Source organism: Streptomyces sp. NPDC058650 (assembly GCF_042717315.1).
Taxonomy (GTDB): Bacteria; Actinomycetota; Actinomycetes; order Streptomycetales; family Streptomycetaceae; genus Streptomyces.
This window is the reverse complement of the sequence record NZ_JBHXRL010000001.1, coordinates 659,701-676,938: the sequence shown is the minus strand read 5'-3', so window position 1 is coordinate 676,938 and position 17,238 is coordinate 659,701. Positions and strand designations below refer to the sequence as shown.

At 71.7% G+C, this 17,238-nt stretch carries 14 protein-coding genes, 1 tRNA gene and 1 other RNA gene; 7 read left to right on the top strand and 9 right to left on the bottom strand.

Annotation, left to right across the window (positions count from 1 at the left end):
* Positions 1-23: 23 nt before the first annotated feature.
* From ACFWWU_RS03310 to ffs, 6 genes are all read right to left on the bottom strand, one after another.
* Positions 24-944 carry a phosphoribosylaminoimidazolesuccinocarboxamide synthase gene (locus ACFWWU_RS03310; RefSeq protein ID WP_384138226.1) on the bottom strand — a complete coding sequence of 307 codons (921 nt, stop codon included), beginning with the start codon at positions 942-944 and terminating at the stop codon, positions 24-26.
* 88 nt (positions 945-1,032) lie between these two features.
* The gene (locus ACFWWU_RS03305; RefSeq protein ID WP_384138224.1) at positions 1,033-2,493 is read right to left on the bottom strand and encodes a N,N-dimethylformamidase beta subunit family domain-containing protein; all 1,461 of its coding nucleotides are present in this window, start codon (positions 2,491-2,493) and stop codon (positions 1,033-1,035) included.
* A 275-nt stretch (positions 2,494-2,768) separates the two neighbouring features.
* Positions 2,769-4,826, bottom strand: a complete 2,058-nt coding sequence (locus ACFWWU_RS03300; RefSeq protein WP_384138222.1) for a hypothetical protein — start codon at positions 4,824-4,826, stop codon at positions 2,769-2,771.
* 282 nt (positions 4,827-5,108) lie between these two features.
* Positions 5,109-6,359, bottom strand: coding sequence for a phosphoribosylamine--glycine ligase (purD, locus tag ACFWWU_RS03295; RefSeq protein ID WP_384138220.1), 1,251 nt, complete (start codon positions 6,357-6,359; stop codon positions 5,109-5,111).
* A 61-nt stretch (positions 6,360-6,420) separates the two neighbouring features.
* Complete coding sequence (locus tag ACFWWU_RS03290; RefSeq protein WP_384138218.1) at positions 6,421-8,577, bottom strand: DNA polymerase III subunit gamma and tau; 2,157 nt, start codon at positions 8,575-8,577, stop codon at positions 6,421-6,423.
* 102 nt (positions 8,578-8,679) lie between these two features.
* Positions 8,680-8,778, bottom strand: an RNA gene (gene ffs, locus ACFWWU_RS03285) — signal recognition particle sRNA small type.
* Positions 8,779-9,197: 419 nt separating this feature from the next.
* Between ffs and ACFWWU_RS03280 the strand changes: the two genes are divergently transcribed.
* Together ACFWWU_RS03280 and ACFWWU_RS03275 are read left to right on the top strand one after the other, a co-directional pair.
* A tRNA-Ser gene (locus ACFWWU_RS03280) sits at positions 9,198-9,285 on the top strand.
* Between the two features lie 121 nt (positions 9,286-9,406).
* Entirely contained in the window at positions 9,407-9,628 is a 222-nt protein-coding gene (locus ACFWWU_RS03275) for a hypothetical protein (protein ID WP_384138216.1), read from the top strand.
* Positions 9,629-9,721: 93 nt separating this feature from the next.
* Here the strand turns inward: ACFWWU_RS03275 and ACFWWU_RS03270 are convergent, their stop codons facing one another.
* From ACFWWU_RS03270 to ACFWWU_RS03260, 3 genes are all read right to left on the bottom strand, one after another.
* A complete protein-coding gene (locus ACFWWU_RS03270; RefSeq protein ID WP_384138214.1) occupies positions 9,722-10,237 on the bottom strand; it encodes a hypothetical protein in 516 nt (171 codons plus the stop codon).
* Between the two features lie 386 nt (positions 10,238-10,623).
* Positions 10,624-11,196 carry a dihydrofolate reductase family protein gene (locus ACFWWU_RS03265; RefSeq protein ID WP_384138212.1) on the bottom strand — a complete coding sequence of 191 codons (573 nt, stop codon included), beginning with the start codon at positions 11,194-11,196 and terminating at the stop codon, positions 10,624-10,626.
* Between the two features lie 142 nt (positions 11,197-11,338).
* Entirely contained in the window at positions 11,339-12,382 is a 1,044-nt protein-coding gene (locus ACFWWU_RS03260; RefSeq protein ID WP_384138210.1) for an AraC family transcriptional regulator, read from the bottom strand.
* An 84-nt stretch (positions 12,383-12,466) separates the two neighbouring features.
* Between ACFWWU_RS03260 and ACFWWU_RS03255 the strand changes: the two genes are divergently transcribed.
* The 5 genes from ACFWWU_RS03255 (at position 12,467) to ACFWWU_RS03235 (ending at position 17,237) form a co-directional block, all read left to right on the top strand.
* Entirely contained in the window at positions 12,467-13,435 is a 969-nt protein-coding gene (locus ACFWWU_RS03255; RefSeq protein WP_384138208.1) for an NADP-dependent oxidoreductase, read from the top strand.
* A 121-nt stretch (positions 13,436-13,556) separates the two neighbouring features.
* Positions 13,557-13,961, top strand: coding sequence for a hypothetical protein (locus ACFWWU_RS03250; protein WP_384138206.1), 405 nt, complete (start codon positions 13,557-13,559; stop codon positions 13,959-13,961).
* Between the two features lie 61 nt (positions 13,962-14,022).
* Positions 14,023-14,697 (top strand): ABC transporter ATP-binding protein, encoded by a 675-nt coding sequence (locus tag ACFWWU_RS03245; protein ID WP_384138204.1) that lies wholly within the window; start codon positions 14,023-14,025, stop codon positions 14,695-14,697.
* Entirely contained in the window at positions 14,694-16,949 is a 2,256-nt protein-coding gene (locus ACFWWU_RS03240; protein WP_384138202.1) for an FtsX-like permease family protein, read from the top strand. Before ACFWWU_RS03245 ends, ACFWWU_RS03240 begins: the two co-directional genes overlap by 4 nt.
* A 75-nt stretch (positions 16,950-17,024) precedes the next feature.
* On the top strand, positions 17,025-17,237 hold the full coding sequence (locus ACFWWU_RS03235; RefSeq protein ID WP_384138201.1) for a DUF4287 domain-containing protein: 213 nt from the start codon (positions 17,025-17,027) through the stop codon (positions 17,235-17,237).
* Position 17,238 lies beyond the last annotated feature (1 nt).

The window sequence follows — 17,238 nt, the reverse complement described above, 5'->3', positions numbered from 1 at the left end:
GGCTTTCTCGTGCCTCGGGACCTCTAGAAGCCGTCGGACCAGGCCTTGCCGGTCAGCAGCTCGTACGCCTCCAGGTACTTGGCGCGCGTCGCGTCGACGATCTCCTGCGGGAGCGGCGGCGGCGGCGTCTCGCTCTTGCGGTCCCAGCCCGAGGCCGGGGACGTCAGCCAGTTCCGCACGAACTGCTTGTCGTACGAGGGCTGGGCGCGGCCCGGCTGCCACTGGGCGGCCGGCCAGAAGCGCGAGGAGTCCGGGGTGAGGACCTCGTCGGCGATGACGAGACGGTCGCCGTCCGGGGTGCTCTCGAAGCCGAACTCGAACTTGGTGTCGGCCAGGATGATCCCGCGCTCGCGGGCGATGTCCCGGGCCCGGGAGTACACGGCGAGGGTCGTCTGGCGCAGCAGCGCGGCCGTCTCGGGGCCGACCTGGCGGGCGACCTCCTCGTACGAGACGTTCTCGTCGTGGTCGCCGACAGCGGCCTTGGTGGCCGGGGTGAAGATCGGGGCGGGCAGCTCGGAGCCGTCGCTGAGGCCCTCGGGGAGCGCGAGGCCGCAGACCGTGCGGTCCGCGTCGTACTCGACGAGGCCGGAGCCCGTGAGGTAGCCGCGGGCGACGCACTCGACCGGGACCATGTTCAGCGACTTGCAGACCGTGGTGCGGCCGGCCCAGTCGGCGGGGGCGCCGGCCGGGAGCTCGGTGGAGAGGACGTGGTGCGGGACCAGGTCGGAGAGCCGGTCGAACCACCACAGGGAGAGCTGGGTGAGGACCCGGCCCTTGTCGGGGATCTCGGTCGGCAGGACCCAGTCGTACGCGGACAGACGGTCGCTCGCCACCATGACGAGGTCCCCTGCCTCGTTCCGGTACAGGTCGCGGACCTTGCCCGTGTGGAGATGGGTGAGGCCCGGGACCTGGACAGGTTCGGGCTTTTCTACGAATCCGGACACGGTTCCTCCGCGTAGGTTGATCCAGGAGCGTGTCCGATTCTCTCGCACATCCGGAGGGACCCGGCCGCCAGGCCCTGTGACTCCCCGCTCAGTCCCTCTTGCAGATCCGGTCGAGGAGGTTCGCGGTGGCGCGCTGGACCCGGGCGTCGACATGGCCCGGCCGGTCGAGCGCCGGAGACCAGGCGAAGGTGCCGGAGGCGAAGACCCAGGCACCGGACGGCGCCTTGTAGAGCGAGGTCTCCTGGTGGCGGACCGCTCCGTCGCCGTCCCGGTAGGGCGAGTGGGCCAGCAGGATGCGGCCCTGGTGCTCGGGGAGCGCGGTGCGCGGGAAGTAGCGGTCGGCCTCGCCCGCGACCAGGCCGGGGAGCTCGTCGCCGTCGCCGGCGCCGGTGGCCTCCCAGAGCCAGTGCTCGGCGTTCCGTACGACCATCGGGTGCGGTTCGGGCACCCGGCCCGCGTACTGGATGCCGAGGAGCCGCTGCTCGGGCCGGTCGACCTCGCGCCAGAGGGCGGGGCGGCCCGGGCCGCGCCGCTTGCGGCAGGTGAGGAGGCGGTCCGGCACCCCCGACGGCGACGGGCCCAACTCCACCTGCCAGTACATGGTGTTGGCGGAGAGGAAGACGAGGGACGTGCCCTGGTCGCGGGCGAGTTCGGCGGTGCGGCGCATCGGCGCCGACCAGTACTCGTCGTGGCCGGGGAAGACCAGGCCCCGGTAGCGGCTGGGGTCGACCCGGCCCGCGTGCAGGTCGCGGGTCTCCGCGTAGGCGAGGTCGTAGCCGTACCGCTCGGCCCAGCGGATGAAGTCGTAGGCGTGGCCGACGTGGAGGGGCAGGCCCGCGCCCGCGTAGGGGCGGTCGAAGGAGACGGTGACGGCCGCGTCCTCCTCGCCGAGCAGCCGGCCCTCCTCGTCCCAGGCGTGGTAGAGGCTGGCGCCGGTGCGGCCGTCCTCCGGATAGAGGTTGTACGCCTGCCAGGTCACGTCCGGGAGGACGAGGAGCAGGTCCGCCGGGTGGCTGTCCCGGACCGTGAAGGGGATGTGGGAGCGGTAGCCGTCGGCGGTGGTGAGGACGGCGACGTACGCGCCGATCGTCCAGTACGTCGGGACCTGGAGCCGCCAGGACTGCCACCAGTGGTGACAGGAGACCGTGCGGTCGGCGGTGAGCGGGGCGGGCTGGACGATCCCCGAGAGCCGCGGGCTCGTGGTGATCTTCGCGGCGCCGTCGCCGCCGTAGTGGCCGATCCGGTAGACGTCGACCAGGAACTGCTGCGGCGGGTCCACGGTGATGTGGAAGTCGATCGACTCGCCCGGCGCGACGGCCCCGGTCGAGGCGAAGCCCTTGATCTGCCGCCGGACGTCGTCGGCCGTGCGCGGGCCGCCGCTGCCGCCGCGGGCCAGGATCTCGTCCGCGTACCAGGGGACCATCTGGCCCGTGTCGTCGAAGTAGTTCTCCGAACCGCGGAGCCAGGGCAGCGGGCCCTGTCCGAAGGGATCGCTCACGGCGTGCGCCAGCGCGCCGGACTCCCACCGTCTGATCTGCTCGGCCCCCATGCTGCGCCCCTCCCTCGACTCCCCCGGTCGGCTGGTCAGTGCCTCTGGTTCTTGCCTTTGTCAGTGACGGTCTCCAGCACATCACATAACGCACGCACTCCGTCACCGTTCGTCGTGAATTGACGAGAGTGGAAGCCGGGGCTCCGGGTCGAGTGGTTCCGATGCGGCTCCGGGAGCGGTGTCCGGGGTGGTTCTGGGGGCGCGTCCGGGGGCGCGTCCCGGGGGCGCGTCCCGGGGGCGCTTCCCGGCGCTCCAGGGGCGCTTCCGGGGCGCGTTCAGACCAGGCGCACGGGCTTCTCCGGGCGGACTCCCGTGCGGGCGAGCCAGGCGCGCAGGGGCTCCGGGTCGCCGTCCTCGACGAGGGCGAGGACCCGGGGGCCGAGGTCCGCCGCGCGCTCGCCCCCGACGAGGAGGGCGGGGCCGTCGAGCCAGTCGAGGCCGGGGACGGCCTCCGCGGTGTCGACGGCCGCGCAGCAGACCATCGCGGTCACGTGGTCGGCGAGCAGGTCGCGGCCGGAACGGGGCGGCTGGAGCGGGAAGAGCGGCAGGGGCCCGTCCGGGCCGCTGACGACCGCGTGCGGGGTCTTGGCGCTCGGGGCCGTCGCCGCCGCCTTCGCCGCCTCGGCGGCGCCGGCGGCCGCGCGGGCCTCCCGGGCGGCCTCCTCCCGCGCGAGGAGCGCGCTGAGCGCGGCGGCGAGGGCGTCGGCGGCGGGGTTGGCGTGCGGCTCGTCGTCGAGGTCGTGGAGTGCTTGGAGGTCGTGCTCGGTCTCGGGGGCGTGGCCGGTCTCGGGGGCGTGCCTGGTCTCGGGGGCGTCGCTGGGCTCGGGGGCGTCGCTGGTCTCGCGGGCGTGCCTGGGCTCGGGGGCGCCGCTGATCCCGGGGGCGTGCCCCGTCTCGGGGGCGTGCCCGGCTTCGAGGGCGTGCCCAGGCTCGGCGTCGTGCCCCGTCTCGAGGGCGTGCCCCGTCTCGAGGGCGTGTCCGGCTTCGAGGGTGTGCCCGGGCTCGGGGGCGTGGTCGGGCCCGGGGTTCGCGAGCGGCGGCGTGGGGGGCTGCGGGGCGGACAGATGGGCCATCACGCGGGTCAGCGTCGGGCCGTCGGAGGCGGACGGGGACCCGGCGGCCGCGGCGGCGACGCCCAGCCGGTCGAGGACCTCGTGCAGCCGGGCCGCGTCCGTACGCCACTTCCGGTCGACGACCTCTTCCGGGTACTGGCTCCACTCCACCGGCGACCAGTCGGGGCCGGGCTCGGCCGGGCCGCCGTGGAAGAGGCGGGCGGCGAGCAGCGAGGCCGCCTCGTCGACCGTGCCCGGCTCCTCCAGGAGGTCGCAGGCCGGCCGCTCGCCGAGCCGGGAGGAGAAACCGTCCGCGAGCCGGTCGCGGCGGGAGAGCTCGGTCAGGGCGGAGACCACGCCCGCGTCGAGCTTGGCGGGCCAGCGGCCCATGCGCCAGGCGGGCAGCGCGACCCGGGTCAGGAGCCGGTCCCAGCCCGCGTAGGCCAGGCCGACCTGCTCCTGGGCGACGATCCGTACGCCGTAGTCCACGTTCTGCGCGCGCTCCGAACCGGCGGCGGCGACACCGCGCTCCATCTCGGCGACGTGCCCTCGGCAGGCGCGCAGCAGGACGCGGGCGACCTGCCCGACGCCGTGGGCGCCGAGTCGGCGGAGGGGGTCGAGCCCGGCGTTCTCGGGGACGGCGACGGCGGCGTCGAGGCCGCGGACGAAGCGGCGGGCGGCGGCTATGTCGGGGTGGGCGGCCGGTCCCGTACCGGCGACGACCGGGGCGAGGACCGCACGGAGCTCGGCGACCCGCATCCACCAGAGGAAGGGCGAGCCTATGACGAGGACGGGTGCCGCTCCGGCGTCGGACGTCCCGCCTCCGTGAGGGCCTCCGTGCTTGCGGTGGGCCCGGTGGGTGCGGTCCTCCAGCCAGCTGTCGCAGTCCGGCGTCAGGGCTATCGCGGAGGGGGCGGGGACGTCGAGCCGGTCGGCCAGGTCCCGCACGAGCCGGTACAGATCGGGGGCCCCGGCCTCGGAGAGCTCCACGGTGGGCGTGGCGGCCGGCCGGGCGCGGGCGACGACGAGGGCGACGGCCGTGGCGGCGAGGGCGACGAGGACCGCGAGGACGGTCACCACCCAGCGGGCGGTGTCCCAGCCGGTCCCGGTGAAGTGGCCGGTGACGCCGCCCGCGTACAGGACGACGGCCACCGCGGCGGGGAGCACGGCGACGCCGAGCGCCCTGCCTCGGACACGGAGGACGGCGAGGGCCCGGGAGCGCGCGGCGCGCGCACCCCACTCCTCGCCGACAACGGCACCGGTACCGGACACGCCGTCCATCACCCCCTCCTGCCCATGTCGGGACTGCCCCTATCGGGACTGCCTGTGCCTGTGGCGGTGTTGCTCACTCCCCCACTGTGGCACCCGCCCCTGACATCGCAATGCCGGTGGGCCAAGTGCCGGAACGCCTCCGCCGCACCCTAGTTGGGGTGGTGGCGGGCGTCATCCGGATGGCCGAGCCGTCACTCGATGGAATGGCTTTGGGCAAAGGTGATGGCGCTCGTGCGGCCGTACGGTTCACCGCACGGCCGCACGAAAGAACGGCGTGTCGCCGCGGGGGAATCAGGCCTCGGCGGCCTTCCGCGCGATGTCCGTACGGTGCTGCGAGCCGTCGAGCCGGATACGGCCGACCGCCGCGTACGCGCGCTCGCGGGCCTGCGCCAGGTCCGTTCCGGTGGCGGTGACCGAGAGGACCCGGCCGCCCGCGCTGACGATCGCGTCACCGTCCCGCTTCGTCCCCGCGTGGAGGACGTACGCGTGGGGGGCGTCCTGCTCCGCGATCGCGTCCAGACCCTCGATGGGGTCGCCGGTGCGCGGGGTCTCCGGGTAGTTGTGGGAGGCGACGACCACGGTGACCGCGGCGTCGTCGCTCCAGCTCAGCGGCGCCTGCTCCTCCAGGGTGCCGTTGGCGGAGTGCAGCAGGACGCCCGCGAGCGGGGTCTTCAGCCGGGCCAGGACGACCTGGGTCTCGGGGTCGCCGAAGCGCGCGTTGAACTCGATGACCCGGACACCGCGGCCGGTGATCGCCAGACCCGCGTACAGCAGGCCGGAGAACGGCGTGCCGCGGCGGCGCAGTTCGTCGACCGTGGGCTGGAGGACGCTGCCCATGACCTCGTCGACGAGCTTGGGGTCGGCCCAGGGCAGCGGCGAGTAGGCGCCCATGCCGCCGGTGTTCGGGCCCTCGTCGCCGTCGAGCGCGCGCTTGAAGTCCTGCGCGGGCCGGAGCGGGAGGACGGTGACACCGTCGGTGATCGCGAAGAGGGAGACCTCGGGGCCGTCGAGGTACTCCTCGATGACGACGCGGTCGCAGGCGAGGGCGTGCGCCCGGGCCTTCTCGACGTCCTCGGTGACCACGACGCCCTTGCCGGCGGCGAGGCCGTCGTCCTTGACGACGTACGGAGCGCCGAAGGCGTCGAGCGCCTCGTCGATCTCCTCGGGGGTGGTGCAGACGTAGCTGCGGGCGGTGGGCACGCCGGCGCCGGCCATGACGTCCTTGGCGAAGGCCTTGGAGCCCTCCAGCCGCGCCGCCTCCTGGGACGGGCCGAAGGCCGGGATGCCGGCCGCGCGGACGGCGTCGGCGACACCGGCGACCAGCGGGGCCTCCGGGCCGACGACGACCAGTTCGGCGCCGAGCTCGGTGGCGAGGCGCGCGACGGCTTCGCCGTCCAGCTGGTCGACGGGGTGCAGCTCGGCGACCTCCGCGATTCCGGCGTTGCCGGGCGCGCAGTGCAGAGCGGTGACGTCGGGATCGAGGGAGAGAGAGCGGCACAGGGCGTGTTCGCGGGCGCCGCCGCCGATGACGAGGACCTTCACGCCAGCCAGAGTAGCCCGCCGGCCGGGATGCCCCTTGTGCGGGCCACCGAGCGAGACAGCCCTAGTCGTTCGTGTATTCCTCCACAACGGTGGCTCCGAGCTCGCGCACGATCAGGTCGTGGCCGGAGAGGGCGGAGTCGACGAGGTCGGGATCGTCCTCCTCCGGCACGTCGTCCTCGGGCGCCACGGGCTGCGGCGCGGGCGGCGCGTACGCGGGCTCGGGGGCGTGCGCGGGAGCGGGGGCGAAACCGGGGGCGGACGCCTGCGGGAAGGCGGGACCCGGGGCGGGCCGGTCCTGTACGGGTGCGGGCTGCGGGGCCTGCTGGAAGGCGGGCGCGGGGGCCTGCGGCCGGCCGCCGCCGAAGTTGGCCGCGGCGGGCGGCGGATTGGCACCGCCCGAGGGGTCGATGATCGCCTCGACCCTCCACTGCACGTTGAACTGCTCGGAGAGGGCCTGCTTCAGGACCTCCTCGCTGCCGCTGCTCGCGAAGTTGTCGCGGGCGCCGGCGTTGAGGAAGCCGAGCTGGAGGGTGGTGCCGTCGAAGCCGGCCACCTGCGCGTTCTGGCTGAGCAGGATCCAGGTGAAGCGGCGCTTGTTCTTGACGGCTTCGAGGATCTGCGGCCAGAGGTTCCGCACCTGCGCCGTGTCTCCGCCACCGCCGCCGCCCGCGGGAGCCGGGGCCTGCGGCGCGGGCTGCGCCTGTACGGGGGCGGGGGCTGCCGGTGCCGGTGCCTGAGCTGTCGGGGCTGCCGGGGCTGCCGCACCGGGCCATGCGCCGGGCGCACCGCTGCCGGGGGCCGCGGCCCCGGGCCAGGCGCCGGGCTTGGACGCGGGGGGCTGGGCCTGCACGGGGGCGGCGGGAGCGGCGGGGACGGGTTCAGGCGCGGGGGCGACCTGTGCGGGCTGCACGGGCTGCATGCGCTGCGCGGGCGCCGGGGCGGGTGCGAGCGGGGGCGGGGCCATCGGGGTGTGGGCGTCGGGCCCGGGCACGTACCCCATGGCGGGCGTGGGCGGCGCTGGCGTGTAGACGGCCCCGGCCCCGACTCCGGCGCCGGACGCGGCCCCGCGCTCCAGCCGGTCGAGCCGCGCCTGGATGGAACGCTCGTCGTCGAAGGCGGCGGGCAGCAGCACGCGCGCGCAGATCAGTTCCAGCTGGAGCCGGGGCGAGGTGGCGCCGCGCATCTCGGTCAGGCCGGTGTTGACCAGGTCGGCGGCCCTGCTGAGCTCGGCGGCGCCGAAGACGGAGGCCTGGGCCTGCATGCGCTCGATGACGTCGACCGGGGCGTCGATGAGCCCCTTCTCGGCGGCGTCCGGCACGGCGGCCAGGATCACCAGGTCGCGCAGCCGCTCCAGGAGGTCGGCGACGAACCGCCGGGGGTCGTTGCCGCCCTCGATGACCCGGTCGACGACCTCGAACGCGGCGGCGCCGTCGCCGGCCGCGAAGGCGTCCACCACCGAATCGAGCAGGGACCCGTCCGTGTAGCCGAGGAGAGAGGTCGCCATGGCGTACGTCACACCGTCGTCGGCGGCACTGGCGAGCAGCTGGTCCATGACGGACATCGAGTCACGCACGGAGCCGGCGCCGGCGCGCACGACGAGCGGCAGCACGCCGTCCTCGACGGAAGCGCCCTCCTGCCCGCAGACCTGGCCCAGGTACTCCCGCAGGGTGCCGGGCGGCACGAGCCGGAAGGGGTAGTGGTGGGTCCGCGACCGGATGGTCCCGATGACCTTCTCGGGCTCGGTCGTGGCGAAGATGAACTTGAGGTGCTCCGGCGGCTCCTCGACCACCTTCAGGAGGGCGTTGAAGCCCGCCGAGGTGACCATGTGCGCCTCGTCGATGATGTAGATCTTGTACCGGCTGGACGCGGGCCCGAAGAAGGCCTTCTCCCGCAGGTCACGGGCGTCGTCCACACCACCGTGGGACGCGGCGTCGATCTCGATGACGTCGATCGACCCCGGTCCGTTCCGCGCGAGGTCGCGGCAGGACTGGCACACGCCGCAGGGCGTCGGTGTCGGACCCTGCTCGCAGTTCAGGCACCGGGCCAGAATCCGCGCACTGGTCGTCTTTCCGCAGCCGCGGGGCCCGCTGAACAGGTACGCGTGATTGACCCGGTTGTTCCGCAGGGCCTGCTGCAACGGGTCGGTGACATGCTCCTGCCCGATGACCTCGGCGAAGGACTCGGGGCGATAGCGGCGGTACAGCGCGAGAGACGACACGTATACGAGGTTATAGGCGTCCACCGACAACCCGGGAAAAACCACCGGGCGGGACCCTGCCGCCACCACCTCCGGCACCCGGCGGAATCCACCGCGCCCGGGAACGCAAGCGCCCCCCACGCACCCGCCAGAGCCAACTTACCCTTGCTGCCTTCCGGCCCTGGGGGAGTTCAGTCAGATAGCGCCGCGTGAGGGGCTCCGCCCAGCGTACCCGATCCCGGCAGCCCCACGCCCCACCCCCCCTCACACGCGCCCCGAGCCCCTCGAAACCTCCCTCGGGCCGTCCCGGGGAACCACCCTCGGCACCTCCCTCAGCACCTCCCTCGGCACCTCCCTAGAAACCACCCTGGAATCCCCCTCGACCACCCCTGACCACCCATGACCTCGCCTCGACCGCTCCACGACCTCCCCGCCCCTCCCGCCGCCTCTCCCGCCGCCTCCCCCTCTGCCTCTCCTCTGCTCACCTCGGGAGGGCCTCCCTCAGACCTCCGCCGGACCGCCGCCGGACCGCCGCCCCGACCGCTCATCACCCTCTCGTCGACCCGTGGCCGATCCCTGATCGAATCGAGTGATCGAATCGAGTTCGCGAGCACCCTCCTCGGTCATGTAATGTTCCGAGCGGAGGATTCGCCTAGAGGCCTAGGGCGCACGCTTGGAAAGCGTGTTGGGGGCAACCCCTCACGAGTTCGAATCTCGTATCCTCCGCCAGCTCAGAGGGCCGGATCGCGTCAGCGATCCGGCCCTCTGGCGTTGCTCCGCCGCGGGTTCCGTCTCATTCTCACGCGGACGACAGCCGCACAGGGCGGCTCGACGGCGCATACTGGTCGCAATGACAAAGCCAGCAGCACCGAAGCGCTACTTGCCGACCAGTCCCTTCAAGGCCCCGGTCGCCCCTCCGCCCAAGGAGTTCGCCGTGGGCGACCAGGTCACACACGACATGTACGGTCTCGGCCGAGTGATCGGCATCGAGGACGGAGTCGCAGCACTTGTCGACTTCGGCTCGCTGCAGGAGCGGATCCTGAGCCCGTACACCAAGATGAGCAAGCTGTAGGACCGCTGTGTCGACCACGGCACGGCACCCCCAGAGGGCCGGACCGCACCAGCGGTCCGGCCCTCTGGCATTTCCTGCGCCGCCCCGGAGGAGCTACACGGGGCAGGGGCGGTACTCGAGGCTGAGCTCACGGTCGACGGCGTGGCTCGTCCGCATGGAGGCGTCGATGACCTGCTGCCAGGAGCCGTACTTGGCGTACAGCTGATCAGCGTTCGGGCCGAGCGGGTTGCCGTACTTGGCGAGGTTCCGCTCCTCCAGGATGCGGACCTCCTCCGGGCTCATGCCCGCGCGAGTGATCTCCTTCGCCTGGTTCCGCATGTCGACCAGCTCCCTGGCGATCTCCTCGTCGGTGAAGCCCGCCTCACGCATGTTGGCCTCGGTACGGTGCATGTCCTCCAGGAGCCCGTGGTACCGCATCCGCGTCCGCTGGGCCTCGACCTTCTCGTCCATCGGCAGGACACGGATCCGGCACACGACGGGGTCCGTGCTGGGACAGGCGTCGTCGGCGGAGACCGGCCGGGCGAGCGGGGCGGTGATGATCGACCCGCACGACTCCGCCGCCGTGGCGACGGTGGTGCCGGCCGTGCCCAGGAGTGCTACCGCGGCCATGAACGGGAGCAGCGCGCGGCGCACGATGAGGGAAGAGGAGGGGGAGGAAGGGGAGGAAGGGGAAGGAAGGTGCATGCGCGCCACCCTGGCGAGGGCGCCGCACCCCTTCACGCAGGCGCACCGGTGATCACTCCTACGGGGACCCCGGATATCCGGGCGACCCCTCGCCCTACTTGTTCCGGCTCGCCCGCATGCCCGAAATCCGGCATTCACTCGCCGAACCCCGCCGCATCGAGGCCACGCTGCCGCGCGCGGACGACGCTCCGGGAGCCGTTCTCGTCCTCGTCATGCGCGGCGTCCCGGCCGAGGGGGCACCAGGACCAGCCGCGCAGCAAGCTCCCGCCCCCACCTCCCCGTACAGGCTCCGGCGGATCGGCAGGACGTCTCTAGGACTCGCGCACGACACGGTGGCGGAGGAGGACGGAACGGCCGTCGAACGTCCGGGTCTCCACCGGCTCCAGCTGGGTACGGCGCTCCGCGGGGCGGAAGGCCGGGGTACCGCCGCCGAGGAGCACGGGGTGGACGACCACCCGGTACTCGTCGACGGCGCCGTGCGCGCCGAGGTGGGCGGCCAGCTCGGCGCCGCCGAACAACACCAGGTTCTTGCCGGCCTCCGCGAGCGCCGTCAGCTCCTCGGCGACGTTCTCGGAGACGACGGTGGTGTTCCAGCCGAGGTCCTGGCCGGCGAGGGTCCGGGAGACCACGACCTTCGGGGCCTCACGCCAGACCGGCGCGAAGGCCAGGTCGTGCGGGTCCTGCGAGTACTGCTCGGCGTTCGGCCAGAAGCCGGACATCAGGTCCCAGACCTTGCGGCCGTAGAGGAAGACGGTGTCACCACCGGTCAGCTCGCCGGTGTAGGCGGAGAGCTCGGCGCCCATGGCCGGCCAGTCGAACTCGCCCTTCGGCCCGGCGATGAAGCCGTCGAGGGACTGGTGCACGAAGTGGATGATCCGGCCCATGAGGTCCTGCCTTCAGGTGACGCGCGCACCGCCCCTGCGGCCCGCTCTCGCCCTGTGGTCGATGCCGGCCGACGCCGCTCGACATCGGAGACGGGCTTCCGGCCGACTTTTTCCGACCCACCCGAGAGCAGCCCACCGGACCTCATCGTCTGGCGACGAAGGTGCTCGTGCGGCCAGGTTCCGGCGCGGACAGTTCCTGGCCACCGGATCGGCGAACGGCACGCCGGTAGCCGCCGGGCGCCGAGCCGTGGACGCGCTTGAAGGCAGCGGAGAAGGCGAACTCGGTGCCGTACCCGACCTGTTCGGCCACGGTACGGAGCGAGGCGTCCGTCGTCCGGAGCAGCCGCTCGGCGAGGGTCATGCGCCACCAGGTGAGGTACGCGAGGGGCGGACGCCCGACGAGTGCCGCGAAGCGGCGGGCGAACGGGGCCCGCGAGAGCCCGGCCTCCGCCGCGAGGCGCTGCACCGTCCAGGCGACGCCCGGTGACCGGTGCATCGCGTGCAGCGCGGCCGTGACCGCCGGGTCGCCGAGCGCGGCGGCCCAGCCGGAGGTCCCGGGCCCGACCTGGGCGGCCTGTTCGGCGAACCAGATGCGGAGGATGTAGAGGAGCAGCGTGTCCAGGAGGGCGGGCACGGCCGCGTCCGTCCCCAGCCCGGGCCGCCGCAGTTCGGCGGCGAGCAGCTCCACGGCCGCGGCCAGTTCGGGCGGGCGACCGGGCCGGGCGGCCGGCAGATGGATCAGGTCGGGAAGGCCGTGCAGCAAGGGGTGCGTACGGGAGGGGTCGAGCTGGTACGTGCCGCAGAGCAGCGCCGTGACGGGGCCGCCGAGGCCGGTGGGGTCGACGCGGTCGGACACGTAGGGGGAGGTCGAGGGGGTGGGGGCGCAGCCCTCGCCGGCCGTGGTGGTGCCACCGCCGAAGGTCTCGCGGTACGCGTCCCCCGAGGCGCGGCAGTCGGCGAGGAGATGACCGGTGCCGTGCGGCAGGAACACGACGTCGCCGACGGCCAGTTCGAGGTCGCCGGCGCTGGGCGACCGCAGCACGCAGGTGCCCTCCAGGACGACCTGGAACCCGGCCGATCCCGGCACGGTGGCGAAACGCTGCGCCCAGGGAGCGTGCCAGCGGACGGAGGCGGACCGGGGGCGGCCGGACCGCATCACGGCGATCACATCGCTCAGGACATCCATGGGTGGAGCCTAGCGAGACGCATGCGTATGAAGCAGGTGTCCAGACACATGGATCGTCTCGGTCCCCGCTCCTAGATTCACCCCATGACGACATCGAAGACATCGAAAACATCGACGACATCGCAGCCGCTGATGAAGGCCGCTCGAATCCACCAGTACGGCGACGCCTCCACGATCCGCTACGAGGACGCCCCTCGCCCCAGCCCGGCCGCGGACGAGGTGCTCGTACGGGTCGCGGCGACCTCCTTCAACCCGACCGAGACGGCCCTGCGCGGGGGCCTGCTGCACGGCTTCCTGCCGGTGGACCTGCCGTTCACGCTCGGCTGGGACGTGGCGGGGATCGTCACGGAAGTGGGGGCGGGCGTACGGGACTTCGCGATCGGCGACGGGGTCGTGGGCCGGCTGGACGGCGGGGCCGGGGCCGAGTACGTGGCGGCGCCGGCGAGGCTGCTGGCGGCCGCGCCGACATCCGTACCGCTCGCACACGCCGCCGCCCTGCCGGTGGCCGGCCTCACGGCGTGGCAGGCGGTCTTCGAGCACGGGCGGGTGCGGGAGGGGCTGCGGGTCCTCGTGAACGGCGCGGGCGGCGGAGTCGGCGGCTTCGTCACCCAACTCGCGTCCCACGCGGGCGCGGACGTCACGGCCACGGCGAGCGCGCGCAGCGCGGCGACGGTGCGGCGACAGGGGGCGCGGCGGGTCGTCGACTACACGACGACCCCACTGCCGGAGGGCCTCCGGTCCCCGGTCGACCTGCTGCTGAACCTGGTCCCGATGCCGCCGGAAGAGGCCGCGACACTGCCCCGCCTTGTCCGCCCGGGCGGCCACATCGTCTCGATAGCGACCCCGATCCCGGCGGACACGGGCAGGTCGGTGACGTCCCAGCACATGGTGGCCAGGAACGACGTGAAGCAACTGGAGGAACTGATCGCCCTGGTGGACGGCGGCGCGGTGACCTTGGACATCACCGAGACGCGCCCACTGGAGCAGGTGGCGGACGTCCACAGGTCGAGCGAGGTCGGGGGCGTGCGGGGGAAGGTGCTGCTGGTGCCGTGAGGGGTTCGTTCACCGGTTAGAGGGGTGATGCGCGGGAGGGACGTTCCTGCGGTCACCGGTGTGTAGTGATGCCGATACTTTCTGTGATGACCGATCCGGTTCGACCAAACAGGGGTTATCCATGAGGAAGTTGGCGACTGCGGTGGTGGCTGCGGGGCTGTTCTTTGGGGGGATGGGGGTGGCGGTTGCGGACTCGTGGCACGAGCTGAAGATGACCACGACGGGCGCCGAGTTCAAGGGTTCCTACATGTGGGAGCCCCAGCTCCAGAAGCACGGCGGGCTTCGCGTGAAGGGAAAGCTGAAGGACGTCATTGGGAACGACGGCCACAACGTCTACATCTACTCGAAGGTCCAGGGATACCCCTGGATCCGCACCAAGGGCGTCCAGAAGAAGACCGTTGACATCAACAAGGTCTTCTTCGACAGCGCGCTGCTGGTCACGCACCTCGTAGAGGTGCAGGTATGCCGCGACCGTGGATCCTTGCGGCCGGACAACTGCTCAGAGCTTCGAAAGTTCGAGCGCTAACAGTCGACGGTCCTGGGAGCCGTCGACCGGCGGCTCCCATCCACAGGGAGAGCGCACCACGATGGACGTCATCCTCCGCGCCGAGGGCGTGGATCTCTTCTACGGCACTCATCAGGCTGTCAGCAGTGCCGACTTCACGCTCAAGCGCGGCGAAGTGGCCGCCATCACGGGCAGTAGCGGATCTGGTAAGTCTTCCCTGCTGTACTGCCTCGCCGGGGTTCTCCCGCCTTCCAACGGCACAGTGTCCTTCGACGGGGTTCAACTCGCATCTCTCCCTGACGGAGAACTGAGCGCCTTGCGTCGTACGCGCTTGGGATTCGTCTTCCAGTACGGGGAGCTGTTGCCGGAGCTGACCGCCGAGGAGAACGCTGCCCTTCCCCTCCGGCTCGCGGGGATCAGCAAGACGCATGCCCATGCAATGGCTGGCCAAGTACTGGGCCGGCTCGGCATGGGCGACCTGGTACGACGCAGGACCTCCAAGCTGTCAGGTGGGCAGAGTCAGCGTGTGGCAGTGGCGCGGGCTCTAGTCCACCGACCGGATGTCGTGTTCGCGGACGAGCCGACCGGAGCCCTCGACAGTGCCAACGCAGCCGCTGTACTGAAGGAATTCCTCCATTTGGCACGCAGGCAGAAGACGGCCGTAGTCATCGTCACTCACGATTCCGAAGTCGCCGCAAAGGCCGACACGCAGTACACGATGTCGGACGGCGTCTTGGATCAGCGGGTGGCAGTGTGAATGCATTCGTCCTCGGGATGCACCTGCTGTGGGGAACTGATCGCAGGGGGCGGGTCCGCTTCCTGCTAATGACGCTCGGTTCCTCTCTCGGAGTGGCCTGTCTTGCCGCCGTTCTCACCATTCCGTCGATCCTTGCCGCGCACGACGCTCGCACTGCCGCCCGGGAAACCAGAATCGGTGAAGCCGGTAGTTTCGTTCACCTTGAGCGCAAGGATCCGTACGGCACGCAACCACTCCGCCGGGTCTTCGTCGCCCGAACAAATGCAGGACCAGCGCCTGTCCCCCCAGGCGTCGGCAGGCTCCCTGAAGCCGGCGAGGCCGTCGTGTCGCCCCGGCTGCGCGACATCCTCGTGGCCAACCCCAAGGCGACTGGCCTCGTGCCAGGACGTGTCACCAGCACAATCGGGTCGGAAGGACTGGGCAGCCCCGACGATCTGTACGCGTACATCGGCACAACACCTGCTGAGCTGTCCGGCGCGATCCCGCTAGACGGATTCGGCAGCGAGCACTCCTCACAAAGAATCATCGAGTCCTCGACCCTCAACATCCTGCGATTCACCCTCGGGTGCATCGTCCTGCTTCCGCTCGTCATCTTTCTCTCGGTCTGCGCACGGCTCTCCGGAGAATCTCGCGCCCGCCGTCTCGCCGCCCTTCGGCTCATTGGGCTCAGCGTGAAGGACACGCTGCGGGTCAACGCAGGGGAAAGCGTGGTCGCCGCGTTCGTGGGGTCCATGCTGGGGGTCGTCGGATATCTCGGCGTGAACGAGGTCATGGCACGGGTCGGGTTGCCGGGGCTGCATTGGTATGCGGCCGACGGGCGGCCCGAGGTTTCCACGGTTGCCTGGTGTCTGCTCGGTTGTCCGGCGCTCGCGTGGGTCGTGGGGCAGTTCAGCGCGCGACGAGCCGCCCTGTCGCCGATCAGCGTCCGTCGGACCGGGGAGCGCAAACCACCGAGGATCTACGGGACATTGCTGCTGATCCCAGGGCTCGGCGTCATCGGCGGGTACTGCGTGCTCAGTGTCATGGGGCGCGACCCCTCCGGGGGTTCTGCCAGTTCCCTGCTCGTTCCTGCCGCCGTGTTGTTGACGGGTGCCGGTCTCGTCTTCGGTTTGGCTCCGATTACTGCGTGGCTCGCGCGACGGCTGGCCGGGGTGGCGAAGTCACTGCCTGTGGCATTGGCGATGCGGCGTACGGAGGTCGATCCCGGGTCTTCCTTGCGGGTGGCGACCGGGCTCGTCCTGCTCGTGTTCGGAGCCTCGCTCACGCAGGGCGTGCTCGTCGAACTTGATCAAGTCAGTCGGCGCACGGCTCCGGTCCAGGAGTACAACATCAGCTTGAGTGAGCTCGGGCCTGCGCAGCGCCAGGCGTTAGCGAAAGTGCCGGGCGTGCGGACGGCACTGGTCTCGTACAGCTCCTGGGATCCGCTTGATGGGAGCGATGTCCCACACGCCAACCTTGTGGCCGCCACCTGCGCACAGCTCGCCGCGTACACAGAGCGCTCCACAGGTTGCGTGGACGGCAGGATCATGCAACTACGTGATGATCGCTCGACGTTCGAATACGACCCGAAGCCGGGAGAGCGCTACCCCTTTGCTTTGAAGGGAGGCCGGAAGGCGATGCTCACTGTGCCCCCCAAGCGGGTCGACGTGCACCCTTGGGACATCTCCGTCTTCGATTCGGGCGTGCTCCTCGTACCGCCCTCCCTCCTGCCCCCCAATCTGGCCGACGCCGACGGCACCCTCACCCTCGTCAGCGACTCCGACCCCGCCACCATCCGTTCCGTGCTCGACGGTGTCGGGGCCATCGCGCCCACCGCGTCCGTCGATCCCGTCGGGATCGTGATCGATTCGCTGGCGCAGCTCGCTGTGATTCGGAGTCTGCTGGGCGTCGGGATGGTGTTGGGGCTGGTCATCGGGGTTGCCGCGTTCGTCGTGTCCGTTGCCGATCGGGCGATGGAGCGGCGGGCTCAGGTGACCGCGCTCGCGTTGTTGGGGGCTCGGGCCGGGACCTTGCGGGTGGTGCAGGTCTTGCAGGTCGGGTTGCCGCTGGTCGTGGGGTTGGGGGCGGCGATCGTCACCGGGTGGCTCGCCGAGTCCAGCTATCTGATCACCGGGGGCGGCGCGGTCCACTGGGACTGGGAAGGGCTGCCGCTGCTCTTCGCCTGTGCCCTGGGCGTGCTGTGCGCCGCCGCCCTCGCCTCCGTACCCATGGTCCGGCGGCACATCGATCCCGAGCACATTCGGCGGGATTGATCTTGACGTCGGCGATGAGTTCCGGGTGACGTGGGGGTCGTACCTTCAGTTGCCCGCCTCACCCAGGAGATCGCCGTGGCCGAGAACAGCACCCCCAAGGGTCCCGCCAGCTACTTCCCCTCCATCGAGAAGAAGTACGGGCGGCCGGTCTCCGAGTGGCAGGAGATCATCCGTACCTCGCCGCTCACCAAGCACATGGAGCTCGTCTCCTGGCTCAAGGCCGAGCACGGGCTCGGGCACGGGCATGCCAATGCCCTCGTCGCCCACACCTTGGCCGAGGGCAAGTAGG